The organism is Duganella sp. GW821-FHT07G03 (assembly GCF_059418605.1).
Map to the genome: position 1 here is coordinate 15,155 of NZ_JBWKQE010000032.1, position 25,744 is coordinate 40,898.

At 65.6% G+C, this 25,744-nt stretch carries 24 protein-coding genes; 10 read left to right on the forward strand and 14 right to left on the reverse strand.

Going from position 1 to position 25,744, the window contains the following annotated elements; translation table 11 throughout:
- Positions 1–45: 45 nt before the first annotated feature.
- From AC07OK_RS28120 to AC07OK_RS28135, 4 genes are all read right to left on the reverse strand, one after another.
- Positions 46–657 (reverse strand): hypothetical protein, encoded by a 612-nt coding sequence (locus AC07OK_RS28120; RefSeq protein WP_494693361.1) that lies wholly within the window; start codon positions 655–657, stop codon positions 46–48.
- A 126-nt stretch (positions 658–783) separates the two neighbouring features.
- Entirely contained in the window at positions 784–2,163 is a 1,380-nt protein-coding gene (locus AC07OK_RS28125) for a hypothetical protein (protein ID WP_494693362.1), read from the reverse strand.
- Between the two features lie 2 nt (positions 2,164–2,165).
- Positions 2,166–3,572 (reverse strand): HlyD family secretion protein, encoded by a 1,407-nt coding sequence (locus AC07OK_RS28130; protein ID WP_494693363.1) that lies wholly within the window; start codon positions 3,570–3,572, stop codon positions 2,166–2,168.
- The gene (locus AC07OK_RS28135) at positions 3,487–4,149 is read right to left on the reverse strand and encodes a type I phosphoribosyltransferase (RefSeq protein ID WP_494693364.1); all 663 of its coding nucleotides are present in this window, start codon (positions 4,147–4,149) and stop codon (positions 3,487–3,489) included. Before AC07OK_RS28135 ends, AC07OK_RS28130 begins: the two co-directional genes overlap by 86 nt.
- A 332-nt stretch (positions 4,150–4,481) precedes the next feature.
- Between AC07OK_RS28135 and argS the strand changes: the two genes are divergently transcribed.
- Genes argS through AC07OK_RS28170 form a run of 7 tightly spaced genes read left to right on the forward strand, consistent with a single transcriptional unit; the run spans position 4,482 to position 10,690 of the window.
- Positions 4,482–6,203 carry an arginine--tRNA ligase gene (argS, locus tag AC07OK_RS28140; protein WP_494693365.1) on the forward strand — a complete coding sequence of 574 codons (1,722 nt, stop codon included), beginning with the start codon at positions 4,482–4,484 and terminating at the stop codon, positions 6,201–6,203.
- Between the two features lie 21 nt (positions 6,204–6,224).
- Complete coding sequence (locus tag AC07OK_RS28145; protein ID WP_494693366.1) at positions 6,225–6,917, forward strand: SPOR domain-containing protein; 693 nt, start codon at positions 6,225–6,227, stop codon at positions 6,915–6,917.
- A gap of 35 nt (positions 6,918–6,952) precedes the next feature.
- Positions 6,953–7,624 (forward strand): thiol:disulfide interchange protein DsbA/DsbL, encoded by a 672-nt coding sequence (locus tag AC07OK_RS28150; RefSeq protein ID WP_494693367.1) that lies wholly within the window; start codon positions 6,953–6,955, stop codon positions 7,622–7,624.
- 2 nt (positions 7,625–7,626) lie between these two features.
- Positions 7,627–8,421, forward strand: a complete 795-nt coding sequence (locus AC07OK_RS28155; RefSeq protein ID WP_494693368.1) for an SDR family oxidoreductase — start codon at positions 7,627–7,629, stop codon at positions 8,419–8,421.
- Entirely contained in the window at positions 8,418–9,224 is an 807-nt protein-coding gene (locus AC07OK_RS28160; RefSeq protein WP_494693369.1) for a biotin--[acetyl-CoA-carboxylase] ligase, read from the forward strand. The genes AC07OK_RS28155 and AC07OK_RS28160 overlap by 4 nt, the downstream gene beginning before the upstream one ends.
- Positions 9,221–9,988: a type III pantothenate kinase gene (locus AC07OK_RS28165; RefSeq protein ID WP_494693370.1), complete on the forward strand. Its 768-nt coding sequence runs from the start codon at positions 9,221–9,223 to the stop codon at positions 9,986–9,988. The genes AC07OK_RS28160 and AC07OK_RS28165 overlap by 4 nt, the downstream gene beginning before the upstream one ends.
- Before the next feature lie 18 nt (positions 9,989–10,006).
- Positions 10,007–10,690: an SPOR domain-containing protein gene (locus AC07OK_RS28170; protein ID WP_494693371.1), complete on the forward strand. Its 684-nt coding sequence runs from the start codon at positions 10,007–10,009 to the stop codon at positions 10,688–10,690.
- 7 nt (positions 10,691–10,697) lie between these two features.
- On the opposite strand, the gene AC07OK_RS28175 is transcribed toward AC07OK_RS28170, so the two are convergent.
- Together AC07OK_RS28175 and AC07OK_RS28180 are read right to left on the reverse strand one after the other, a co-directional pair.
- Positions 10,698–11,534, reverse strand: a complete 837-nt coding sequence (locus AC07OK_RS28175) for a hypothetical protein (protein ID WP_494693372.1) — start codon at positions 11,532–11,534, stop codon at positions 10,698–10,700.
- A gap of 21 nt (positions 11,535–11,555) precedes the next feature.
- Positions 11,556–12,101, reverse strand: a complete 546-nt coding sequence (locus AC07OK_RS28180) for an NUDIX hydrolase (protein ID WP_494693373.1) — start codon at positions 12,099–12,101, stop codon at positions 11,556–11,558.
- 97 nt (positions 12,102–12,198) lie between these two features.
- Here AC07OK_RS28180 and AC07OK_RS28185 point away from each other — a divergent pair, with 97 nt between their 5' ends.
- Positions 12,199–13,329 (forward strand): sterol desaturase family protein, encoded by a 1,131-nt coding sequence (locus AC07OK_RS28185; RefSeq protein ID WP_494693374.1) that lies wholly within the window; start codon positions 12,199–12,201, stop codon positions 13,327–13,329.
- Positions 13,330–13,334: 5 nt separating this feature from the next.
- On the opposite strand, the gene AC07OK_RS28190 is transcribed toward AC07OK_RS28185, so the two are convergent.
- The 8 genes from AC07OK_RS28190 to AC07OK_RS28225 form a co-directional block, all read right to left on the reverse strand.
- Positions 13,335–14,489, reverse strand: coding sequence for a septal ring lytic transglycosylase RlpA family protein (locus tag AC07OK_RS28190; RefSeq protein WP_494693375.1), 1,155 nt, complete (start codon positions 14,487–14,489; stop codon positions 13,335–13,337).
- A 10-nt stretch (positions 14,490–14,499) separates the two neighbouring features.
- The gene (mrdA, locus tag AC07OK_RS28195; RefSeq protein ID WP_494693376.1) at positions 14,500–16,590 is read right to left on the reverse strand and encodes a penicillin-binding protein 2; all 2,091 of its coding nucleotides are present in this window, start codon (positions 16,588–16,590) and stop codon (positions 14,500–14,502) included.
- Positions 16,587–17,732: a rod shape-determining protein RodA gene (gene rodA / locus AC07OK_RS28200; RefSeq protein ID WP_494693377.1), complete on the reverse strand. Its 1,146-nt coding sequence runs from the start codon at positions 17,730–17,732 to the stop codon at positions 16,587–16,589. The genes mrdA (AC07OK_RS28195) and rodA (AC07OK_RS28200) overlap by 4 nt, the downstream gene beginning before the upstream one ends.
- Positions 17,732–18,844 (reverse strand): rod shape-determining protein RodA, encoded by a 1,113-nt coding sequence (gene rodA, locus AC07OK_RS28205; protein ID WP_494693378.1) that lies wholly within the window; start codon positions 18,842–18,844, stop codon positions 17,732–17,734. The genes rodA (AC07OK_RS28200) and rodA (AC07OK_RS28205) overlap by 1 nt, the downstream gene beginning before the upstream one ends.
- A 9-nt stretch (positions 18,845–18,853) precedes the next feature.
- Complete coding sequence (gene mrdA / locus AC07OK_RS28210; protein WP_494693379.1) at positions 18,854–20,836, reverse strand: penicillin-binding protein 2; 1,983 nt, start codon at positions 20,834–20,836, stop codon at positions 18,854–18,856.
- Between the two features lie 28 nt (positions 20,837–20,864).
- Positions 20,865–21,377, reverse strand: a complete 513-nt coding sequence (gene mreD, locus AC07OK_RS28215) for a rod shape-determining protein MreD (protein ID WP_020704839.1) — start codon at positions 21,375–21,377, stop codon at positions 20,865–20,867.
- Positions 21,374–22,495, reverse strand: a complete 1,122-nt coding sequence (gene mreC / locus AC07OK_RS28220) for a rod shape-determining protein MreC (protein ID WP_494693380.1) — start codon at positions 22,493–22,495, stop codon at positions 21,374–21,376. The genes mreD and mreC overlap by 4 nt, the downstream gene beginning before the upstream one ends.
- A gap of 92 nt (positions 22,496–22,587) precedes the next feature.
- Positions 22,588–23,631: a rod shape-determining protein gene (locus AC07OK_RS28225; protein ID WP_008445008.1), complete on the reverse strand. Its 1,044-nt coding sequence runs from the start codon at positions 23,629–23,631 to the stop codon at positions 22,588–22,590.
- Positions 23,632–23,905: 274 nt separating this feature from the next.
- On the opposite strand from AC07OK_RS28225, the gene gatC reads away from it, so the two are divergent.
- Positions 23,906–24,208: an Asp-tRNA(Asn)/Glu-tRNA(Gln) amidotransferase subunit GatC gene (gatC, locus tag AC07OK_RS28230; protein ID WP_492932086.1), complete on the forward strand. Its 303-nt coding sequence runs from the start codon at positions 23,906–23,908 to the stop codon at positions 24,206–24,208.
- A gap of 52 nt (positions 24,209–24,260) precedes the next feature.
- Positions 24,261–25,733 (forward strand): Asp-tRNA(Asn)/Glu-tRNA(Gln) amidotransferase subunit GatA, encoded by a 1,473-nt coding sequence (gatA, locus tag AC07OK_RS28235; RefSeq protein WP_494693381.1) that lies wholly within the window; start codon positions 24,261–24,263, stop codon positions 25,731–25,733.
- Positions 25,734–25,744 lie beyond the last annotated feature (11 nt).

The window sequence follows — 25,744 nt, forward strand, 5'->3', positions numbered from 1 at the left end:
GGCAGGCGACGCCGCCCCGCCCTGCGGCGGCGTCGCACAGGTCGCTTAGCCTTTACCGGTCAATACCTTGCAATCGAAGCTGGGGCTCTGCTTCCACTCGCCGCCCAGCGAGCCGCCGCGGATCGATTTGAACAGCTCCAGCGAGACCGACACGCTGTAGCCGGGATTCAGGCCGCAGCTATAGGCGGTGGTGCCGTTCTTGTCGGTGGTGGTGACGATGAAATGCTCGGCATTGCCGGACACGCAGACTTTGCTGCCGTTCTCGGTATTGCAGGTGAGCTTGATGTCGCCTTTCGGATTGGCTTCCGCCTTGGCCAGTTCGATATCGTTCTGGGCATTGTCGACCGGCGCATCCGGGTCGCCGATTTCATTGCCGTGGCCGTCGTCGCCGCCGACATCGCCGGAGTCGTCGCCGCCGCTGGCGCCGGTATCGCCGCCACCGCCATCGCCGCCGCCGTCGCCGCCGCCACCATCGCCGCCGCCGCCATCGCCACCACCGCCGTCACCCGGCTCTTCCGGCTCTTCCTCTTCCAGCGTATGCAAACCGCCAAATGGCTGGTGTTTGGTTTTGGCTTTAGGCGCTACGGCGCGCGCCGCCACCGTGTGTCCTTGGCCGCCAGCGACAGCATCCATTTCATCGTCGTTCAGATTTCGCATTTTCACTCCAATTAGTTGGTAAAAAAACAGACGTGGTGCAACAGTCCGCTGAGCGCTCAACGGACAAGGAACCGGCGCCGGCGCGAGAAAACCCGGCCGTCACCAGAAAAAGAACCGGGGGAGGCGTCAGGGGTCGGGCGGTCTCGGCGGCAAACCGGCGGCGCCGGCCAGGTCGGCGGCGCGCTCGGCGCCGACCTGGCGCAACGACGAGACGCAATGCTGTTCAGGGCCCAGCATGCCCTCGCGTTCGAAGCAGACGGACCAGACTTCCTGCGCCTGCGACGGCGCCATGCTGAGCACCCGGTAGCTGGTCGAGTCATCGCTCCAGCCGCAGCCATAACCGTCGCCGTCGCGCTGGCAGCCGCCGGCGAGCCGGCGCGCGGCCGGCGCCGGCGTCGCCTGGACCGCCGCTGCCGGCAGCCGGGCCAGCACCGCGCCCAGCTCGCGCCGGTCGCGCAGCAGCGCGACGCTGTAGCCGGCGGCGCGCAACAGCGTGACCAGGCCCGGCCCGGCCGGACCGTCGGCGAAATGGGCCGCGCCCAGCGCGTAGAACGGCAGCCGCTCGCGCGCCAGCACCGCCGGCAAGCCGGCCACCCATGCCTGGCTGCGCGCGACGATCAGGTAGCGGGTCATCGTCAGTTCGGCCGGCGTCCACGCCCGCGCATAGTTCGCATTGCCCGCCGACGGCGGCGGCGCCGCGACCCGGCCGGCCGGGAACGGTGCGTTCAGGGTGGCGCGCAGGTCGGCCAGCGCGCGCTGATAGCTGCGGTCGGTGTCGCGGTCGGTGGCGGCGCGCAGCTGGTCCGGGGACTGCTCCGCGTCCGCCGGATCGGCCGCCGCCGCGCTCTGCGCGAGGGTGTCGGCGATCAGCGACGCCCGTTGCGCCGGCGCCATCGCGCAGTAGGCCTGCAGCCAGGTCCCGCCATCCTCGACCGAGGCGGCGCGGCGCGGCGCCCCGGCCAGCAGCACGCCGGATTGCGCGTTGCGGATCCGGAAGCTGCGCGCGGGCGCCGCCGCGTCCGGCAATTGGCCATAGGCGCGCTTGTGGGCGTTGACGAACAGCCAGTGGAAGCGGATGAAGCGGCCCAGCGTGTCGAGCCGGTCGAGCGGCGAGACCGCCTGCAAGGCCGGCGGCACGGCCGGCGCGTGCCGGCGCAGCGCCGCGTTGAGCGCCGGGTCGAGCGCCGCCTCGGCCGCTCCCTCGTCCGCGCAGCTGGACTGGTAGTAGCTGCTGTCGAACCACGACACCGTCGAGCGTTCCGCCAACAGCGCGCTGCTGGCGGCAAATGCCGGCCGGATCACGCCGCGGAAGTAGGCGTCGTCCTGCGCCGGCGAACCGACATGGCTCTCCGGCAGGAACAGGGCGGCGCGGCTGTCCTTCTGCACCAGCAGCAGGCGGGGGCCGAGGCCGGTGTCGGCGCCGGCCGCGCCGGCCAGCGCCAGCAGCCCGGCCAGCAGCCAGCCGGCGCGGCGCGCGGCGACGCCTGGGATCAGGTGCTCGCCCATGCTCATAGCCCCTGCCGCTTGGCGCGCAGCGGATCGAGCAGCCATTCGAGCAGCGTGCGCTCCTCCAGCACCAGGTCGGCGCTCAGGCGCATGCCGGGCGTCAGCGGCCAATCGCGGCCATACGCCGTCAGCGCGGTGCGCTCGAGCGCGACGCGGATGCGGAACAGCTGCTCCTTGGTCTCGATCGGCACCGGCAGCTCGTTCGGCATCACCGGCGCGCTGGCGATCTCGCGCACCACGCCGCGCGCGACGCCGAAGGTCTGGTAGGGGAAGGCGTCGTACATCAGGTGCACGCGGGCGCCGGGACGTATCATGCCGATCGCCCGCGACGGCGCCCACAGCTCCACCTCCAGCGCGGGCAGGCGCGGATCGTGGCCCTTGGGGATGATGATGGCCAGCGTCTCGTTGGCGGTGACCGGCGCGCCGGGATGGGCCTGCAGCGCGCTGACCACGCCATCGGCCGGCGCCGTCAGATGGTCGGCGTAGGTCGCCTCCGACACCATTTGCCGCTCGGCCGTCTGCGCCTCGGTGTTGTCGGTTTCCGAACGCACCATGCGCGATTCGGCGTTCAGGCGCGCGGCCTGCGCCGCCAGCTGCACCAGCAGGCTTTGCTGCTGGGCTTTTTCGCGCTCCAGCCCGGCCAGCGTCTGGCGCGCCGCGATCAGCTCGTCGTCGCGGCTGCGGGTCGCCAGCGGCGACAGCATGCCCTGCTCGTTCAACGCGTGCGCCGCCGCCACCGCCTGCTGCTGGATCTCGAGGCGCGACTGCTGCAGGCGCCAGGCGTCCTGCAGCCTGATCACGTCCTCGGCGACGCTGCGGCGGCGTTCGGCCACCTCGTCGAGCTGGCGCAGCAACTGGTCCAGCCGCGCCCGCGCCTGCAGGCGCTGCGCCTGCAGCTGGCTGTCCTGGTTGTGCCGCAGTTGCTCGCTCAGCGTGCCGCCCAGCTGCAGGCGCGGCGCCGACGAGATGCCGATCAGCTCCTGGCCGGCCAGCACGGCCTGCCCCTCTTGCACCAGCACCTGCTGGGCGATGCCGCTGCGTCCGGCGATGATGCGCAGGCTGCCGGCCACCGGGGTCACCTGGCCGAACACGTTTTCCTTGTGCGCATAGCGGGTGGTGCAGGCGAACACCGCGGCCGCCAGCAACAGGGCGACGAAAAACAGCGTCATCGCCCAGCCGGCCACGCCCAGCAGCTTGACCGGCGCGCCCAGCCGCGAGCGGGCCTCGTCGAGCGCCTCCGGCCGGAACAGCGGCGGCGCGGCGTGCTGGGCGCTGTGGGCGGGCAAGGCCAGGTCGGGCTTCATGCGGCGGGGTTCGGCGGGCTCAGGCGGCCAGCGCGCGGCCGGCAAGGGCGACGGCGGCGGCGTGCCGTTCGGCGTGGTAGTCGTCCAGCTCCAGCGCGAAATCATCCAGCGTAAACAGGCTCTGCACCCTGACCCGGCCGATCGACGTCGCGATATACGGCGGCACATGGCTCTCCTGCTTGCGCACCAGCACATAGGCATCGTCGGCCAGCGTCATGCCGTGCAGCGAGATCGCATGGACCGCATGCCAGAAGGCGTTATGCTGGGGCGACGTCAGGTCGTCGATGAACAGCACCGGCAAGTCGCTGGGCTGGCCTTCGATCAGGTTGCGGCGGCCATAGGCCTTGCGGTCCTTGCGGATGGTGAAGGCGTTCAGGGTGATGCCGCGCTCCGCGGCCGAACACACCAGCGCCGTGATGATGGGCACCGCCGCCGACTCCACGCCGGCGATCTGGAACGGCTCGGCCTCGTAGGCGGCGGCGTAACGGCTCCAGAAGTCGGCGCAGATGGTGCGCAGGCTGCGCGCATCGAGCAGCGCGGCGCGCAGGTAGAACTGCCAGGTGTAGTAGCCGGCCCCGTTCATGGCGGGCAACTCCTTCGACTTGGGCGGCAGCCGGTAGATGCAGTGGTCGTTGATCTTGTCGCGCAATACGGCTATCTCGTTCCGGTCCAAATCCGCCATGGTCATTCCCTTCTTCATCAAGTCATTGAAAAGTGTCTTTTTGGAATGTTTTATATTTTTAGATTCTTTTTTTATAACATCGATCCATCTTATTTTTAAAGCGGAGCGGTCGCAACCAGTACGACATTACTGTTTTGTAATGGCACGATTGAATGCGGCGATTGACTCGATGGGGTATTGTTGCTATCGGACGCGCGCGCGCGTGGTCCGTGTTCAGCGATGACCCCGCTGCGGCAAACCAGTATAATTACCGCTGTTTGGCCGGTGCCAGAGTGCCGGCCGTTTTCGCTTTTGGATGTTTTTACACACGCGGTTCGGCCGCCACTTTGCTCATGCTCGCCCAACAAAAACAAGATATCACCGCCCTGTTCCAGGCCGCCCTCGCACCTATCCTGGCCGGTATCGACGGCGCCGCCACGCTTGTTCCTCATGTGGTGCTGGAGCGACCGCGCGACCCGTCGCACGGTGACGTGGCCTGCAACATCGCCATGCAACTGGCCAAGCAGCTGAAAATGAACCCGCGCGAACTGGCCACCAAAGTAGTCGATGCGCTGCTGGCCAACCCGGCCGGCAAAGGCCTGGTCGAATCGGCGGACATCGCCGGCCCCGGCTTCATCAACCTGCGCGTGAGCGACGCCGCCAAGCAGGCCGTGGTCAAGGCCGTGCTGGCCCAGGGCGCGGCCTTCGGCAGCGCCGCCGCCGGCGCCGGCAAGAAAGTCATCATCGAATTCGTCTCCGCCAACCCGACCGGCCCGCTGCACGTGGGCCACGGCCGCCAGGCGGCGCTGGGCGACGCGCTGTCGTCGCTGTTCGGCTCCCAGGGCTACGACGTCACCCGCGAGTTCTACTACAACGACGCCGGCGTGCAGATCCAGACCCTGGCCAACTCGGTGCAGGCGCGCCTGCGCGGCCACAAGCCGGGCGACGCCCACTGGCCTGAATCGGCCTACAACGGCGACTACATCGCCGACATCGCCGCCGACTTCCTGCTCAAGAAAACCGTGTCGGCCTCGGACGGCACGCCGGCCACCGCCTCGGGCGATATCGAAGACATCGAATCGATCCGCCACTTCGCCGTGACCTACCTGCGCAACGAGCAGGACATCGACCTGCAAGCCTTCGGCGTCAAGTTCGACAACTACTACCTCGAATCGTCGCTGTACGCCGACGGCAAGGTCGACGCCGCCGTCGACATGCTCAACAAGTCCGGCAAGACCTTCGAAGAAGAAGGCGCGCTGTGGCTGCGCACCGAGGACTACGGCGACGACAAGAACCGCGTGATGCGCAAGAAGGACGGCACCTACACCTACTTCGTGCCGGACGTGGCCTACCACATCGTCAAGTTCCAGCGCGGCTTTACCCAGGCGATCAACGTCCAGGGTTCGGACCACCACGGCACCATCGCCCGCGTGCGCGCCGGCCTGCAGGCGGTCAACGTCGGCGTGCCGCAAGGCTTCCCGGACTACGTGCTGCACAAGATGGTCACCGTGATGAAGGGCGGCGAAGAGGTCAAGATCTCCAAGCGCGCCGGCTCCTACGTGACCGTGCGCGACCTGATCGAATGGTCGGGCGGCGGCGACATCGAAAAAGGCCGCGACGCGGTGCGCTTCTTCCTCATCTCGCGCAAGGCCGACACCGAATTCGTGTTCGACGTCGACGTCGCGCTGAAAACCTCGGACGAGAATCCGGTGTATTACGTGCAGTACGCCCACGCGCGCATCTGCCGCATGCTGGAACAATGGACCGGCAACGAAGCCGACCTGGCCAACGTCGACCTGTCGCCATTGACCGCGCCGACCGAAGCGACGCTGCTGGCAACCCTGGCCGCCTACCCGGAAACGCTGGCGCGCGCGCAAGCGGAACTGGGTCCGCACCAGATCGCGTTCTACCTGCGCGACCTGGCCGCCAACCTGCACAGCTTCTACTTCGCCGAGCGCGTGCTGGTCGACGACGAGGCACTGAAGGCGGCCCGTATCGCGCTGATGGTGGCCACCCGCCAGGTGCTGCGCAACGGCCTGGCGCTGATCGGCGTCTCCGCTCCCAACAAAATGTAATTGCGAAGGACATCCCGCACAATGAATTTCCGCACCAGCCCTCGCTCCACTCCACGTTCGCGCCAGCACGGCAACACCATCATCGGCATCGTCATCGGCCTGGTCATCGGCCTGGCGATCGCCGTCGTCGTCGCCCTGGTGATCAACAAGGGCTCGACGCCGTTCACCGACAAGGGGCGTACCAGCAAGGTTGCGGAACCGACCGCGGGACAAGCCGCCGATCCGAACAAGCCTATGTACGGCAACAAGGAAGCGGTACGCGAAGCGGCCAAGGACTTTGCCAAGGAACCGCCGAAGGCGCCGCCTCCGGCCGATCCGCTGCAAGCGGTGGTCGACAAGATCCAGGCCGCGCCAACACCGGCGCCGGCCCCGGCTCCGGTTGAAAAGCCCAAAGCCGCGCCGCCAGCCGTTCCCGCCGCCGCCAATGTGGCGCCGACGCCGGCCAAGCCTGCCGCTGCCGCCGACGCCGGCGACGACAAGTTCATCTACTACCTGCAGGCCGGCGCCTTCCGCGAAGTCGCCGACGCCGAAAGCGCCCGCGCCAAGCTGGCCCTGTTGGGCTTCGAAGCCAACCTGTCCGACCGCGCCACCGACACCGGCGTGCTGCATCGGGTGCGCCTTGGCCCGTACAACCAGGTCGAAACGATGAACAAGGTTCGTAGCAAGCTGTCCGAAAACGGCATCGACGTCGCCGTCGTGCGTAATCAAAAATAAGCAAAAACAAGCAAAAACAAGCCAGGAGTATTCAGATGCGATTCATGAAATATGTAGTCGGTGCATTGATGTTGAGCGTTGCAGCCCTGTCGTCGGCCTCCCCGGCCGATCCGAAGAACGGCGTCGAATACAAGACGCTGCCGACGCCGCAAGCTGTCGATAGCGGCAAGAAGGTCGAAGTCATCGAATTCTTCGACTACGCCTGCCCGCATTGCTTCGCTTTCGATCCGACGCTGACGGCCTGGGTCAAGAAACAGGGCGACGCCATCGTCTTCAAGCGCATGCACATCTCGCGCAGCGGCACCGACCTGCCGCAGCAAAAGCTGTTCTTCACGCTCAGCGCCATGGGCCTGCTGAACGACACCATGCACACCAAGATCTTCACCGAGATGCACGTCAACCACAACCGCATGAACCGCGATGAAATGGCTTTCGACTTCGCCGCCAAGCAGGGCGTGGACCGCCAGAAGTTCATCGAGACCTATCGCGGCCTGGGCGTCGGCGGCAGCGTGCGCCGCGCGACCTCGATGATGGATGCCTACGGCGTCGATTCGTGGCCGATGATCGCCATCGACGGCAAGTACGTCACCTCGCCGACCATGGCCAACGAAGGCACCAAGGCCGCCACCACCGAAGCCGAGCTGCACGCCGAAGCCGTGCAAGTGATGGACTTCCTGGTCGCCAAGGCGAAAGCGGAAAAGAAATAAAGATGAGCAAACAGGGCGCCGGGCCGGAGCGGGTCTTCATCACCGGCGCCTCAAGCGGCCTGGGTGCGGCCCTCGCCGCCGAATACGCGGCGCAAGGCGCCACACTGGGCCTGCTGGCCCGCCGCAGCGCGATGCTCGACCAGCTGATCGCCACCCTCCCCAATCCTGAACGCCACCGCGCCTACGCGGTCGATGTGCGCGACCACGCCGCCATCGCCGCCGCCGCGCAGGCCTTCATGGCGCACGCCGGCGGCATCGACGTGGTGATCGCCAACGCCGGCATCTCGGTCGGCACGCTGACCGAGTTCGCCGAGGACCTCCCCGTATTCGAAGCCGTCATCGCCACCAACGTGGTGGCCACCGCCGCCACGTTCGCGCCGTTCATCCCGGCGATGAAAGCACAGCGCACACCGGCGCGGCTGGTCGGCATCGGCAGCGTGGCCGGCATCCGCGGCCTGCCCGGCGCCGAGGCGTACAGCGCCTCCAAGGCGGCCGTGATCAGCTACTGCGAATCGCTGCGGCTGGAGATGAAGCCCTACGGCATCCGCGTCGTCACTCTGTGCCCCGGCTACATCGACACGCCGATGACGCAGGTGAATCCCTACCCGATGCCGTTCCTGATGGCGCCCGCCACATTCGCCGCCAAGGCCGCGCGCACCATCGCCGCCGGCAGCAGCTACAAGGTGATCCCGTGGCAGATGGGCGTCGTCGCCAAGCTGCTGCGCATGCTGCCCAATCCAGTCTACGACCTGGCGTTCGCCAAGGCACCGCACAAGCCACGCAAGGCCGCGTCATGAGCACGCTCACTGCGGACGCCATCCGCCTGCACTGCGCCACCAGCGCCTCGCACGTGGCGATAGAAACCGTCGCCGAAACCGGCTCCACCAACGCCGACCTGCTGGCGCGCATCGACACGCTCGAAGGTCCGGTGCTGCGCATCGCCGGCAACCAGACGGCGGGACGCGGCCGCGCCGGCCGCAGCTGGCTGTCCGCGCCCGGCGCCGCGCTGATGTTCTCGCTGGCCTGGCGCTTCAAGGGCCCGCTGCACCGCATGTCCGGCCTGCCGATGGCGGTCGGCGTGGCGCTGGCCGAGACCATCGCCTCGCTCGGCGTGCCGGTGCAGATCAAGTGGCCCAACGACCTGCTGCGCGACGGAAAAAAACTGGCCGGCATCCTGGTCGAAACCCAGGCCGCCCGCAAGGACGGCGACGGCGCCATCTGGGCCGTGATCGGCGTCGGCATCAACCTGCTGATGCCGGACGAACTGGAAGCGCAGATCGGCCGCGAAGTGGCCGCCGCGCCGTGGCTGGCCAAGATGGACCGCAACCAGCTGATGGCCGCGCTGCTCAGCCGCCTGGCCGCCGTGCTGGCCGAATTCGACGACACCGGCTTCGCCCCCTTCGCCGAGCGCTGGAACCTGCTGCATGCGTGGCAGGGTCAGGACGTCGTCATCCTCGACCAGGGCAAAGTGCTGCAACAAGGGCGCGCCGCCGGCGTCGACGCCATCGGCCGCCTGATGCTCGACACGCCACAGGGCCGCGCCGAAGTGCTGTCCGGCGACGTCTCGCTGCGCCTCTCTTCTTTTATCGGACTATCATGATTCTACTGATCGACGCCGGCAATACCCGCGTCAAATGGGCCTTGGCCGAACCGGGCACGGAACTGGGCGCATGGATCGCCCACGGCGCCGTCATGCACGCCGACCTGCAGCAGCTGGAGCTGCACCTGAGCGAAGCGGTGGCCAACCGCGGCGTCGACCGCATCCTGATCGCCAACGTGGCCGGCGGCGCGCTGCGCGTGCAGCTGGAGTACGTGCTGCAACGGACCTTCCCGGCCATGCTCCCGCCGGAGCAGTCGATCGAATGGTTTGCCTCGCTGCCGGCATTGGCCGGCGTGACTAACGGCTACCGCAATCCGGCGCAGCTGGGCTGCGACCGTTTCGCCGCCGCCATCGCCGGCCACGCGCTAGCGGCCGGACGCGAAGTCATCGTCGCCAACTGCGGCACCGCCACCACCATCGACGCCATCACGGCCGACGGCATGTTCCTGGGCGGGATGATCCTGCCGGGGCTGGGCCTGATGGCCAGTTCGCTGGCGCGCAACACGGCGCAGTTGCCGCAAATTGCGCAAGACGGTAAGCTGCCGGACGGATTCGCCGACAATACCGACGACGCCATCCTGAGCGGCTGCCTGGCCGCGCAGAGCGGCGCCATCGAGCACGCGTTTGCGCGGCATGGCGCGGCGGAGTGCATCATCTCCGGCGGCGCCGCGCCGTATATCGCGCCGATGCTGAAGGTGCCGTACCGTATCGTCGACAATATCGTGTTAATCGGTTTGCATGCTGCCGCCGGCAGCGCCGACTAAGGTTGCAAGGGAAGCTCCGTGCTGAAATTTATTTTCTGGTCGCTGGTCGCCATCAATGCCGCGCTGTTCGCGTATGGCAAAGGTTATCTCGGCCATTTCAGCGGCAACGAGCGCGAGCCGGAGCGCCTGCTCAATCAACTCAACGCCGACAAGCTGGCCATCATCTCCCCCGAGAAGGCCAACGACGCATCGGCCGCCGCGGCCAGCGCCGCCGCCAGCGCCAAGCCGGCGCCGGAAGTGCTGGCCTGCGTGGAGATCGGCAGCTTCGTGCTGGCCGACGCGCGCCGCTTCGAAGCCCAGCTGGCGCCGCTGAACCTGGGCGACCGCCAGTCGCGCCACAACCTGCCGGGCAACGAGGTATCGAGCTATATCGTTTATATGCCGCCGCAGGGCAGCAAGGAAGGCGCCGACAAGAAGGCCGGCGAACTGCGCGCGCTGGGCGTGACCAACTACTTCATCATGAACGACAACTCGCCGCTGCGCTGGGGGATTTCGCTGGGCGTGTTCAAGACCGAAGGCGCGGCGCAGAACCAGCTGGCCATCCTGATGAAGCAAGGCGTGCGCACCGCGCGCGTGGCCCCGCGCATGAGCGGCAGCAAGCTGCTGGCCTTCCAGTTCCGCGATGTGGACACAGAGCTCAAGGCCAAGCTGGAACAATTCCGCGCCGGCTACCCGAGCGCGGAAAACCACGCCTGCAAATAAACGCCCCCTAACGCAACAGCTTGGCGGACGCCGAAGACGGTCCACTGGTGCGACCACTTATGCCCACGCTGGCGACCACGCTGTCCGCCTCCACGAGCGGATCGTTGAAGGTCCAAAGGGGAACGGTGCGGATATTGCCGAGATCAGCGAAAGCGTCTGGCGGGTCAACCTCATTCGGTCGATCGACCCGCAATGCCGCCGCAAATTCCTTGCCAAAACCGTCAAAGCCATCGGGGTCCAATTCGCACAGATGAATCTGATTCCAGTCCATCGTCATCTCCGGGACACGGTGGAGGATTACCGCAGTCTCCATTGCCCTGAACGTCCCAAACCTGTCTTGCTGGACAAGCTTCATCGCGGCAACGCCGCAATAATCTCGCATGACCTCCCTGTACCTGCGAAGGTGTTTCGGCTGCACTTCGATATATTCCAGTGATACCTGTCGCTCAGGTCGATCGACTGATCCCCGCCAGTCTCGAGGCAAAATAAAAGACGAGGGTGTGGTCAGTAGTATCTCTGCGCGCAACAGATAAACGCCTCTCGACTGCTGGTCAAGCACGAGTTCCGAGATGACTTCAGCGGGAACTATGTCGTGAAAGTAGCTGAGTTCGACGTGGCTCCACACTGGCGCCGCTGCGGCATTGTGAAAGACGGCGCGGTGCCTATACAGCGACTGGCCGAGACATTGATCCCCGAAGCGCGCCCAGTTGACGGCGCCTTCCATGAGTGTGGTCTCTGCTTGCGAGTCGCTTACCTTTATCATTCGGGCAAGCACGACCAGCCGGTCATCGGGTTCGATTCCAACCGGATGTGGATCTGGTGGACGATGGGTTTCTTCAGACATACAAGTCCCTCGATGGAAGGGTTAGGCGGTTTGCTCCCCAAGCGCCAATTTTGCCAGGAATCGCTTCATCTGCGGGTCTGCGCGCCCCAACGGAACTTGGTCGAACGGGAACCAACGAACGTCTTCAAACTCACGCTCGTCAAACTTGATGCTTTGCTGTCGGCTCGCTCGGACCACGTACCACAAGGAGACATCTGTGTGGCCGGCGGTCAGGCCAACGGTCGCGGTCACGGTCACCAACAGAGGCGGCCCGATGGGATGGGGCGCCGCAAAACCAAGCTCCTCTTCCAATTCACGCGCCACCGTCACGCGGGGATGCTCGCCCGGTTCGACATGGCCGCCAGGCGGCAGCCACAACTTGGCGTTCCGATGGTCAACCAGCAGCACATGCCCGTCATCGACGACGGCAAAATAGGACACCAGATGCATAGGCGGCGTTGCCGGCTTCGCGACACGGCACAACTCCACGCCCGAGTCCACCCATGCAAGGCAGTTGGAAACGTCACGACGCTCCAGATCGTCGAAAGGGGAAATGGATAAAATTTCGTCTCGAATTTTCTGGCGCATGCTCTCAGGTAGTCCTTCTTAAAATTAGGCCGGAACAGCTAAACATTATGCAACAAATCTGGCAAACTATCGGTTGATCGCTCACACGCCTTTTTATATGGAACAATTCATCGTCCTGATTTTCCCGGTGTTTTTCCTGCTGATCGTCGCGGAATTTGCCTACGGGTGGCTCAAGCAGCGCAACACCTACCGCCTCAACGATGCCTTGAGCAGTCTTAGCCAGGGCTTGATCAGCCAACTGGTGGCGGTGCTCACGCAGCTGTTCCAGATCGGCCTGTACACCTGGGTGTTCGACCAGGTGCGCATGGTGTCGCTGGCGGACTTCTGGTCTTCCTGGTACGGCTGGATCGCCGCCGTCGTTTTGTTCGATTTCTGCGATTACTGGCTGCACCGCATGGGCCACGAATGCGCGCTGATGTGGGCCGCCCACCAGGTGCATCACCAGAGCCAGGACTTCAATTTCTCCACCGCGCTGCGACAGGAGAGTTCCGTGGTCTTTATCGGCTGGGTGTTTTACCTGCCGATGGCGCTGCTCGGCGTGCAGCCGGAGCAGTTCGCGGTGGCCGGCTTGATCGTGCTGCTGTACCAGTTCTGGATACACACCGAACATATCGGAAAGCTGGGCTGGTTCGACCGGGTATTCTCTTCGCCGTCCAACCACCGCGTGCACCACGCCGTCAACGATCAGTACCTGGATAAAAACTATGGCGGCATGCTGGTCGTCTGGGACCGCCTGTTCGGCACCTTCGCCGAGGAACAGGAGCCGTGTGTGTATGGCACGCGCAGCCCGTTGAACAGCTGGGATCCTGTGTGGGCCATCGTGTCGGAATACTCGGTCTTGCTCAACTTGTCGCGGCAAGCGGAGCGCTGGTCCGACAAGCTGAAGATCTGGCTGAAGCCTCCGGGCTGGCGTCCCGCCGAGCTCGCCCTGCCAGGCAAGCCGTTCGACCTGGAAGCCGCCCGATTGCGCTACGATCCGCCGCTGTCCGGTCGCAAGCGATACCTGGCGCTGGCGCAGTTCGGCCTATGCGCGATGGCCGCCGCGGCGTGCCTGTGGCATTCGGCCGCGCTCTCCCACGCCCGCTGCGCGCTGGCGATGACGACGGCGTTGGGCGGCTTCTGGGCGCTGGGCGCCTACATGCAGGGACGCCTGTCGGCGGCCTACCTGTTTGCCATCGACCTGGTCGAGGTGGTGACAACCGCCGCGGTGTTGTGGCCCGTCTTTTGACCGGGTCAGCGCTGGACGACGATAGGCTTCAGGTTCAACGATGAAGGCAAGCCTTGCGCCGCCTGGATCGCTTCCTGGCGCGTGGCGAACGGGCCGGTGAACAAGCGGTGCACGGAACCGCCCTGCACCACTTCCAATCCGTTCAGGCCTTTGCCGGACAGCTTGTTGCGCACGACTTCCGCATTCTCGGCGCGCGAGTAGGCGCCCAGTTGCAGGTAGAAGCCTCCTTTGGCGGTGCTGGCCGCCAGCGCTTCGGCGTTGGCCGGCGCGCGGTCGGTCAGCATCAACGCTTCCGCGTCGGACGAGGGCGCGCCAGGCATGGCCTTGGGCGCCAGCACCAGCGGCTCGCTCAGCGTCGCCGATGGCGTCAGCAGCAGCGGACCGCCGCCGTTGTTGCCACCCAGGCCGCCGCTCGACGCCTTCCGCTGCGACGACTGCGACTGCAGGCGCGGCGACACCGTGCCCGAAACGCCGGCGCGCGTGGCCAGCATGCGGTCCACTTCATCCGGCAGGATGCGTTCGATCTGCAGTTCGTGGCTGCCCTTGCCCAGCAAGCCCAGTTTCAGCGCCGCCGTGTACGACACGTCGATGGCGCGGTTGGCATGGAACGGCCCTCGGTCGTTGATGCGCACGATGACCACCGCGCCGCTCACCAGGTTGGTCAGGCGCGCGTAGGAGGGAATCGGCAGCGTCGGATGCGCGGCCGTCATCTTGTACATGTCGTAGATCTCGCCGGACGAGGTGCGCTGGCCGTGGAACTTCTTGCCGTACCAGCTGCCGACACCGATCTGCGTGAACGGCTGGTTGCCGCTGATCGGCGTGTAGGTCTTGCCAAAGACGACGTAGGGACGGTTGGAATACGGCAGCAGCGGATCGTTGCGCACATCGGCGTCCGGCACGTCGGCCAGGTTGGCCGGCGGCGCGTCGCCGGGACCGTCGTCCTGGTAGTAGCCGCCGCGTCCCGAATTCGCCGGCGGCAGCACCGGCAGGCTGGTGTCCGGCTTGCCGCTGGACGGCGCCTTGAGGACCGGGCCGGAGCTACGCGGCGCCTTGGGCGTGGTGGTGGTATCGGTCACTGTCGGCGCAGTGCCGCAGCCGACCAGCGCCAGCAAGGCCAGCCCGGTACAGACATTCAAAATACGGCTACGGTTCATACGCATCACTTCTTCCTTACGGTTTTTTCCGCGCCGGCGGCACTGGCTGCGTGGCCGGTGCCGCGACTACCGGCGCGGGTGCGGTCGGCGCCGATGGCACCGGGGCGGCAGGTACGGCCGCCACAGCGCCAGCGGGCTGCGTCGGCGCGCGCCGTTCGAATTCGGCCGCCGCTGCTTGTTCTTCCAGCGTCTGCCCTTCGACCGGCAGCACCGTTTCCGCATCTTCCTTCGGCACCTTGGTGGTGTCTTTTCCGGCCGGGCGTTTGCCCAGCAGGTAGTAATCCAGCGCCTTGCGCGCGATAGGCGCCGCTTCGGCGCCACCTTTACCGGCGTTTTCCACCACCAGCGCCAGCACGATGCGCGGCTTGTCGGCCGGCGCAAAGGCCGTGAACAGCGCGTTGTCGCGCAGGCGTTCGGCCAGGCGCGCGGCGTTGTACTTCTCGCCGGAGCGGATGGTGATCACCTGCGCGGTGCCGGTCTTGCCGCCCACCGTGTAGCCGGCGCCGGCGAAGGCGCGCACGCCGGTGCCGCCCGCCTCGGTGGTCACGCCGACCATTGCGCTCTTGATAACGTCGATATTCTCCTGTTTGAGCGGTATCCTGTAGCTCTCCTTGGGCACTGTCAGCGTCCGGGCGCGCGTTTTGCTGTCCTCGACGATCTTGACCAGGTGCGGCTTCATCACCACGCCGTTGTTGGCCAGATTGGCCACCGCGTGCGCGATCTGCAAAGGGGTGTAGGCGTTGTAGCCCGAACCATTGCTGACCGAGATGGTATCACCACCCATCCACTTGCCCGCCGCACCCTTGAAACGCTTGCGCTTCCACTCCTGCGACGGCAGCACGCCGGTCTTCTCGTTTTCCAGGTCGATGCCGGTCTGCTGGCCGAAGCCGAACGGCTTCATAAACCCGCTGATGGCGTCGATGCCCATGTCGTGGCCGAGCACATAGTAGTAGGTATTGCAGGAGACGACGATGGACTTGTGCATGTCCACCGAGCCGTGTCCGCCCGCCAAATCGTCATTGAATCTGTGGCCGAGGTAGTAGAAGCCCGGATCGTAGGTCACCTGGCCGGGCGTGCGCTTGCCCAGCTCCAGCGCAGCCAGCGCCATGAAGGGCTTGAAGGTGGAACCCGGCGCATAGGTGCCGGATAGCGGACGGTTCACCATCGGCCGGTCCAGCGAGGTATTGAGCTCGTTCCAGCTTTGCGCATCAATGCCGTCGACGAACAGGTTGGGGTCATAGCCGGGCCGCGACACAAAGGCCAGGATGTCGCCGGTCGACGGCTCGATCGCCACCAGCGCGCCGCGCCGCTCGCCGAAGGCTTCCTCGACCACCTTTTGCAGCTCGATGTCGATCGACAGGATCAGGTTACTGCCCGCCACCGCCGGCGTGCGCGACAGCGTGCGGACGGCGCGGCCACCGGCCGACACTTCCACTTCCTCGTAGCCGGTGGCGCCGTGCAGCTGCTTCTCGTAGCTTTTTTCCAGGCCTTCCTTGCCGATATGGTCGGTGCCCTTGTAGTTGGCGGCATCGTCGGTGTCTTCGATGGCCTTGGCCTCGGCACGGCTGACGCGGCCGATGAAGCCGATCACGTGCGACGCCGTCTCGCCCAGCGGATACTGGCGGAACAAGCGGGCCTGCACCTCCACGCCGGGGAAGCGGAAGCGCTGCGCCGAAAAGCGCGCCACTTCCTCGTCGGTCAGGCGGGTGCGTAGCGGCACGCTCTCGAAGCCCCGCGATTCCTCCAGCAGCTTCTTGAAGCGCTTGCGGTCCTTGATCTCGATCTCGATCAGCTTGGACAGCTCGTCGATGGTTTCATCCAGCGTCATGACCAGCTTGGACGGCGTGATCTCCAGCGTGAAAGCCGAGTAGTTGCGCGCCAGGACCACACCGTTGCGGTCCAAAATCAGGCCGCGATTGGGGACGATGGGCACGATGGCGATGCGGTTCTCCTCCGCCTTGACGGCGAAGTCGTTGTACTTGACCACTTGCAGCCAGATGAAACGCGCCAGCAGCAGGCCGAAACAGATGAACACCATCGCCCCCAGCACCGTGACGCGGGCGCGGAACTGCTGGAGCTCGCGCTCCGTATCCTTAATCTCCATCATGCGGCGGCTCCCCACGCGCGCGCGGAGGCGCCGCCGCGCACGCCGCGGCTATGGTGCTGGATGCTCATCAGGATGCCGGCGCCCAGGCCCAGTGTCATCAAGGCGGTGCCGCCATAGCTCATGAACGGCAGCGGCACGCCGACCACCGGCACGATGCCGCTGACCATGCCCATGTTGACGAAAGCGTAGGTGAAGTAAATCATGGTGATGGAGCCTGCCAGCAGGCGCGTAAAGAAGGTGGAAGCATTGACGGCGATATTCAAACCACGCACGATCAGCAGCAGGTACAGCACCAGCAGCACCAGGTTGCCGGCCAGGCCGAACTCCTCGGAGAACACGGCGAAGATAAAGTCGGTGGTGCGCTCGGGGATGAATTCCAGGTGGGCCTGGGTGCCGTGGGTCCAGCCCTTGCCGCCCATGCCACCCGAGCCGATGGCGATCATCGACTGGATGATGTGGAAGCCCTTGCCCAGCGGGTCATGATACGGATCGATCAAGGTCAGGACGCGGTCGCGCTGGTAGTCGTGCATCACGGTCCACAGCACCGGCAGGCTGGCGCACGCGGTCGCGCCCAGCGCCGCCATCGCCTTCCACGACAGGCCGCCGAGGAAGATCACGCAAGCGCCGGCCGCCACCACCAGCATCGCCGTGCCCAGGTCGGGCTGGCGCGCGATCAGGCCGACGGGTATCGCCAGCAGCAGCGCCGCGATCAGATAGGAATGCCAGCGCAGCTGCCCCTGCTGCCGCTGGAAGAACCAGGCCATCATCAGCGGCATGGCGATCTTCATGAATTCGGACGGCTGCACCTGCACGCCGAAGGTGAGCCAGCGGCGCGAGCCGCCCTTGATGGTGCCAACCAGCGCCACCGCCACCAGCAGCGCCACGCCCAGCGCATAGGCCGGCACGGCGACGCGCATCATCATCTGCGGCGACGTGTTCGCCGCCATCCACATCACCAGGAAGGCCATGCAGATATTGCGCAGCTGGTCGGTCACCTTGCCGGGAATGGCGATGCCGGCCGAGTACAGCGTGACCAGCCCCACCGACAGCAGCATCAGCATGACGATGGCCAGCTGCGCGTCGAACACAGTGAAATAAGGCCGCACGCGCTGCCACAGCGTGCGCCCGTCCTGCAGGCGCATCAGGTCTGCACCAGCTTGCGGTGGCGCTGTATGCTCATCAGGATGCCGGCGCCCAGGCCCAGCGTCAGCAACGCGGTGCCGCCGTAGCTCATGAACGGCAGCGGCACGCCGACCACCGGCAGGATGCCGCTGACCATGCCCATGTTGACGAAGGCGTAGGTGAAGTAAATCATCGTGACCGCGCCGGCCAGCAAACGGGTGAAGAAGTTGGGCGCGTTCCCGGCGATCATCAGGCCGCGGCCGATCAACAGCAGGTACAGGAACATCAGCACCAGGTTGCCGGTCAGGCCGAACTCCTCGGAGAACACGGCGAAAATAAAGTCGGTGGTGCGTTCCGGGATGAACTCCAGGTGGGCCTGGGTGCCGTGGGTCCAGCCCTTGCCGGTCATGCCGCCCGAACCCACCGCGATGGTGGACTGGATGATGTGGAAGCCCTTGCCCAGCGGGTCGGAGGTCGGATCGATCAGCGTCATCACGCGCTCGCGCTGGTAGTCGTGCATCACCGACCAGATCACCGGCAGGCTGGCGGCGGCGGCGACGAACAGTGCGATCAGCGCCTTCCACGCCAGGCCGGCCAGGAAGATCACGCAGAAGCCGGCGGCCACCACCAGCAAGGCGGTGCCCAGGTCCGGCTGCTTGACGATCAGCCCCACCGGGATCGCCAGCAGCACGGCGGCGATGCCGTAGTCGTGCCAGCGCAGATGGCCGGCGCGCTGCTGGAAGAACCACGCCAGCATCAGCGGCATGGCGATCTTCATGAACTCGGACGGCTGGATGTCGATGCCCACATGCAGCCAGCGCCGCGCGCCCAGCTTGATGGTGCCGAACAGCGCCACGCCGATCAGCAGTGTCACCGCGATCACATACGCCGGCACGGCGATCCGCATCATCATCTGCGGCGACACATTGGCCACGAACCACATCACGATGAAGGCCAGGCAGATGTTGCGCAGCTGGTCCTCGACCTTGCCGGGGATGCCGATGCCGGCCGAATACAGCGTGACCAGGCCAACCGACAGCAGCGCGCAGATGATCAGCATCAGCGGAAGGTCGAACACGGTGAAATAGGGGCGAAGGCGGCGCCACAGGGAACGCCTTTCGTTGATGCGCATGCGGGTCCTTTATTCCTTGTTGCCTGGCGTTTCAGCGCCCGGCTTCTTGTCGTCGCTGACGCCCTGTTCCGCCTGGACGTCCTGCACCGAGCGCAGCTCGGCGTCTTCCTTCGGCACGCGGGTGGTTTCTTTTTCGTTCGGGCGTTTGCCCAGCAGGTAGTAGTCCAGCGCCTTGCGCACGATGGGCGCGGCCACGCCGGCGCCGAAGCCGCCGTTCTCCACCACCACCGCGATGGCGATGCGCGGCTTGTCGGCCGGCGCGAAGGCGGTGTAGAGCGCGTTGTCGCGCAGGCGCTCGGCGATCAGGTTGGCGTTGTACTTCTCGTTCTTCTTGATCGCCACCAGCTGCGCGGTGCCGGTCTTGCCGCCCGAGGTGTAGCCGGCGCCGGCAAAGGCGCGCGCCGCCGTGCCGCCGGTGGTCACACCCACCATGGCGTTCTTGATGATGTCGATATGCTCCTGCTTGAGCGGGATGCGGTAGCTTTCCTTGGGCACCGTCAGCTTGCGGGCGCGCGTGACGCTGTCCTCGATGATCTTCACCAGGTGCGGCTTCATGACGATGCCGTTGTTGGCCAGGTTCGATACCGCGTGCGCCATCTGCAAAGGCGTGTAGGTGTTGAAGCCGTTGCCGATGGCGATGGAAATGGTGTCGCCGCCGACCCACTTCTGCGCCGCCGGATTCTTCTTGAAGCGGTTGCGCTTCCATTCCTTGGACGGCAGCACGCCCTGCTTCTCGTGTTCCAGGTCGATGCCGGTCAGCTGGCCGAAGCCGAACGGCTTCATGAAATCGCTGATGGCGTCGATGCCCAACTCGTTGCCGAGCATGTAGTAGTAGGTGTCGCAGGATTCGACGATGGACTTGTACATGTCGACCGTGCCGTGGCCGCCCGGCTTATCGTCGCGGAACTTGTGGCCGCCCAGCGTGAACGAACCCGGATCGAAGATGGTCTGGCCCGGCGTGCGCTTGCCCAGCTCCAGCGCGGCCAGCGCCATGAAGGGCTTGAAGGTGGAACCGGGCGGATAGGTGCCCGACAGCGGACGGTTCACCATCGGCTTGTCCAGCGAGGTATTGAGGTCGTTCCAGCTTTGCGAGTCGATGCCGTCGACGAACAGGTTGGGGTCGTAGCCGGGCCGCGACACATAGGCCAGGATGTCGCCGGTCTCCGGTTCGATGGCGACCAGCGCGCCGCGCCATTCGCCGAAGGCTTCCTCGATCACCTTTTGCAGTTCGATGTCGATCGACAGGATCAAATTGCTGCCCGGCGTGGCGGCCGTGCGCGACAAGGTGCGGATGGCGCGGCCGCCGGCCGACTTCTCCACTTCCTCGTAGCCGGTGATGCCGTGCAGCTGCTTCTCGTAGCTTTTCTCCAGGCCTTCCTTGCCGATATGGTCGGTGCCGTTGTAGTTGGCGGCGTCCTCGGTGTCGGCGATGGCCTTGGCCTCGGTGGTGTTGATGCGGCCGATGTAGCCGATCACGTGCGAGGCGATCTCGCCCAGCGGATACTGGCGGAACAGGCGCGCCTGCACCTCCACGCCGGGGAAGCGGAAGCGCTGCGCCGAAAAGCGCGCCACTTCCTCGTCCGTCAAACGGGTGCGCAGCGGCACGCTCTCGAAACCCTTGGATTCCTCCAGCAGCTTCCTGAAGCGCTTGCGGTCCTTGGTTTCCACCGTGATCAGCTTGGACAGCTCGTCGATGGTTTCGTCCAGCGTGGCGCTCAGCTTGGACGGCGTGATCTCCAGCGTGAAGGCCGAGTAGTTGCGCGCCAGGACCACGCCGTTGCGGTCCAAAATCAGGCCGCGATTGGGCTCGATCGGGACGATGGCGATGCGGTTCTCTTCGGCCTGGGCGACGTAGTCGCTATGCTTGTAGACCTGCAGCCAGATGAAGCGCGCCAGCAGCGAGGCGAAACAGAAGAACACCAGCGCGCCCAGCACCGTCAGGCGCAGGCGGAACTGGTGCAGCTCTCGTTGGTTGTCCTTGAGTTCAGTCATGGTGCTCAGTCACTGCCCGACCGGGGCGTCAGATCGGGCGCGTGTGGTCGCGGTCGACCGCGCGGCGCTGCGGCGCCAGCAGCAGCCAGGTCGCCAGCGGCCACAGAGCCACGGCGATCACGCTTTCGACGAAGTAGAACCAGCCGGGGAATTTGCCGGACACGAAGAAGCGCACCACCAGCTGCACCGACTGCGCCATCAGCAGCAGCGGGAACACGTGCATGGCCTGCGTCAGCAGCGGGAACCACAGCACCCGGCGATGCAGCATGATCGCGAAGTAGGACAACAGCGTGTAGGCCAGCGCGTTCTCGCCCAGCAGCGTCGAGTCATGCACGTCCATCAGCAGGCCAAGGAAGAAGGCGGTGCCGATGCCGACCTTGCGCGGCTGGTGCACGCCCCAGAACACCAGCACCAGCGCGACGAAATCCGGCACGCCGACGAAGTTCCCCCAGGGGAGCAGGTTCAGTAGAAACGCGCAGAACAGGCTGAAGGCGATGAACAGCGGGCTGACCGGCAGCAGGATATAGTGGGGACGGTTCATCGTGCCGGTTCCTTCGGTGGGGTGGCAGCTGGCGCGGGCGAGGTGGCCGCGGCGGCCGTTGCAGCCACTGGCGCGGTTGCCGGCGTGGTGGCGGCGGCCGGCGCTGGCTTGGGCGCGGGCGGCGGCATCACCGGCATCAGGCCGGGCGGACCGGCCGGCACAGGCGCCGGTGCGGCGGCGGGCGCCGGGTCGACGCCTTCTTTCGGCGCCTCCTTGATCGGCGCCATCTTGTTGTTATGCTTCTTGAGCGCGCGCAGCTCTTCCTCCGGCGGACGCGGAGGCATCTCCGGCGCCGACATCAGGATCAGCAGCTGCGTATTGTTGGAGATGCCGGCCAGCGGCTGGCACACCACGCCGCCGAAGGAACCGGCCGCGCTGTTTTCCACCTGGCTCACGCGGGCCACCGCCAGGCCGGCCGGGTAGACCCCGTCCAGGCCCGAGGTGACGACGATGTCACCGACCTGGATGTCCGCGTTGGGCGCCGTGAAGCGCAACTCCAGCGCGCCGGACTTGCCGCGTCCATAGGCCACGCTGCGCAAGCCGTTGCGCAGCAGCTGCACCGGTATGGCCTGCTCCTTGTCGGTCAGCAGCGTCACTTCGGAAGTAAAGGGGAACACGCGCGTGACCTGGCCGACCACGCCCTGGTTGTCGATCACCGGCAGGCCGAGCGCCACGCCTTGCTGGGTGCCGCGGTCGAGGATCACCTTGCGGCTGTTGACGTCGCGCGCGTCGTACAGGATCTCGGCCAGCATCGACTTCACCGGCAGGTGCTGGCGGGCGTCCATCAGGCGGCGCAGCTGGCCGTTTTCCGCCGTCTGGAGCTGGGCTTGTTGCAGCACCAGCGCGCCGGCGATCTGCTGGCGTTTGAGCTCGCGCACCTGCTTTTCCAGCGCCGACAAGGTAGAGAAATAATCGCCGACGCCGTAGATGGCGTCGCGCGGCAGCAAGGCTGCCATTTGCAGCGGATACAGCACGGTGGCTGCCGCTTTGCGCACCGTGGTCAAGGTGTGCATGCGTGAATCGACCAGCAGCAGTGCGATCGATATGCACGCGAATACCGTCATCTTGACGCGGGCGGAGGCGCCTTGCTTGAAAAGTGGCGGAGGACTGTATTCCATGACTTCCAATAATCCGGCGCTCGCGCGCCAACGAGACTGTCAACTCATCCCAATGCATCGGGGCCGCTGTTTCGCGGCCCCGTCTTGTCAGATCATTCGTAGGAGAAGATCGAGCCCAGCTGGTCCATCCGCTCCAGCGCCATGCCCGAGCCGCGCACCACGCAGGTGAGCGGATCTTCCGCCACCAGCACCGGCAGGCCGGTTTCTTCCATCAGCAGGCGATCGAGGTCGCGCAGCAGCGCGCCGCCGCCGGTCAGCATCATGCCTTTTTCCGCGATGTCGGCGCCCAGTTCCGGCGGCGTTTGTTCCAGCGCGTTCTTGACGGCCGAGACGATGTTGTTCAGCGGGTCGGTCAGCGCTTCCAGGATCTCGTTGGACGAAATCGTGAACGAGCGCGGGATGCCTTCGGACAGGTTGCGGCCCTTGACTTCCATTTCCTTCACTTCCGAACCAGGGAAGGCCGAACCGATGGCCTTCTTGATCGCTTCCGCGGTCTGTTCGCCGATCAGCATGCCGTAGTTGCGGCGGATGTAGTTGACGATGGCTTCGTCGAACTTGTCGCCGCCCACGCGCACCGAACCTTTGTAGACCATGCCGCCCAGCGAGATGATGCCCACCTCGGTGGTGCCGCCGCCGATGTCGACCACCATCGAGCCGGTAGCATCGGACACCGGCAGGCCGGCGCCGATCGCCGCCGCCATCGGCTCTTCGATCAGGTAGACCTGCGAAGCGCCGGCGCCCAGCGCCGATTCGCGGATCGCGCGGCGTTCAACCTGGGTCGAACCGCACGGCACGCAGATGATGATGCGCGGCGAAGGACGGAAGAATTTGGAATCGTGCACCATGCGGATGAACTGCTTGAGCATCTGTTCGGTGACGGTGAAGTCGGCGATCACGCCGTCTTTCATCGGGCGGATCGCCTCGATGTTGCCAGGGACCTTGCCCAGCATCTGCTTTGCTTCTTTGCCGACTGCCTGGATCGTCTTCTTGCCGTTAGGGCCGCCTTCCTGGCGGATCGCGACGACCGACGGCTCGTCCAGGACGATGCCCTGGCCGCGAACGTAGATCAGAGTGTTGGCCGTGCCCAAGTCGATGGCCAGATCGGTGGAAATATACCTGCGTAAAAAACCAAACATGTGTGTCCTGTGGCGCTACTGATGTGCGCGTAAGCCGTTAGAAAGAAATCCTGTGGTGACGCGGCGGCAGCAATGATTCAGCGCCGGCAACGCATCAACCCGCCATTCTACCTTATAATTTGAATGCGATTTGCCGAAAATCCCGCCAAAAGTGTATCGGTTGAGTCCGCGAGTTAAGCGGTAATCCTTTGCTTTTGCCAGCGAAAAGGCAGAATTTCCAGTTTTTTATCAATATAACAATTAAACCTTGCGCGGCCCGTCCGCGCCATTCGCCATGTCCCTGACCCTATCCGACGTAACACGCATTGCCAAACTGGCACAACTTGAGATGAGCGAGCAGCAGAGCGCCACCGCGCTGGACCAGTTGAACGGCATTTTTGCGCTGGCCGAACAGATGCAGGCGGTCGACACCGACGGCGTCGCCCCGCTGAGCCACCCGCTGGCGGCGCACATGAACAACATCGCCCTGCGCCTGCGCGAAGACGTGGCCACCGAAGCCAATCGCCGCGAAGACTACCAGGCCGTCGCGCCCAAGACCCAGGACGGGCTGTACCTGGTGCCGAAGGTGATCGAGTAAGGGCCGTTGTGTCCTTCTCCCTTCCCGATCACCGAATCTGAATTGAAACGCCATGCACACCAAAACCATTAAAGAGCTGTCCGCGCTGCTGCAAAGCAAAGCCATCACCGCCACCGAACTGGCGACGCACTTCCTCGACCGCATCGAAAAGAGCGACCTGAACGCCTTCCTGCACGTGGACCGCGCGCTGACGCTGGCGCAGGCGGCCGAAGCGGACGCCCGCATCGCCGCCGGCACCGCCACCGCGCTGACCGGCGTGCCGATCGCCCACAAGGACATCTTCGTCACCCGCGACTGGCGCTCGACCGCCGGCTCGAAAATGCTGGCCAACTACGTCAGCCCGTTCGACGCCACCGTGGTGGAGAAGTTCCGCGCGGCCGGCATGGTCACGCTGGGCAAGCTCAATTGCGACGAATTCGCCATGGGCTCGGCCAATGAAAACTCGGCCTTCGGCGCCGTGAAAAACCCGTGGGACAAGAACGCCGTGCCTGGCGGCTCCTCGGGCGGTTCCGCCGCCGCCGTGGCCGCGCGCCTGGCGCCGGCCGTCACCGGCACCGACACCGGCGGCTCGATCCGCCAGCCGGCCGCCTTCTGCGGCATCACCGGCATCAAGCCGACCTACGGCCGCGTATCGCGCTTCGGCATGATCGCCTTCGCCTCGTCGCTGGACCAGGGCGGCCCGATGGCGCAAACCGCCGAAGACTGCGCGCTGCTGCTCAACGCCATGGCCGGTTTCGACGAACGCGACTCGACCTCGCTGACGCCTGAGATGGGCGGCATCGACGAAGACTACACCCGCGAACTGGGCCAGCCGCTGGCGGGCCTGCGCATCGGCGTGCCGAAGGAATACTTCGGCGAGGGCCTGGCCAAGGACGTGGAAGACGCCGTGCGCGCCGCGCTGGCGCAATACGTGACCCTGGGCGCGACTTTGGTCGATATTTCGCTGCCGAACACCGCGCTGTCGATTCCCGCCTATTACATGATCGCACCGGCCGAAGCCTCGTCCAACCTGTCGCGCTTTGACGGCGTGCGCTACGGCCACCGCACCGCGCAGTACAAGGACCTGTCGGACATGTACTGCAAGACCCGCGCCGAAGGCTTTGGCGCGGAGGTCAAGCGCCGCATCATGGTCGGCACCTATGTGCTGTGCCACGGCTACTACGACGCCTACTACCTGAAGGCGCAAAAGATCCGCCGCCTGATCGCGCAGGATTTCGAAGCGGTGCTCAACGGCCCGAACGCTGTCTGCGACGTCATCATGGGACCGGTCGCGCCGACCGTGGCCTGGGACCTGGGCGACAAGTCCGACGACCCGGTGGCCGCCTACCTGGCCGACATCTACACGCTGTCCACCAGCCTGGCCGGCTTGCCTGGCATGTCGATCCCGGTCGGCTTCGGCGCCAAGAACCGCCCGGTGGGATTGCAGATCATCGGCAAGCATTTCGGCGAAGCGAAACTGCTGAACGTCGCCCACCAGTACCAGCTGGCGACCGACTGGCACACCCGCGCACCTGCCGGCATCTAATACACCAAATA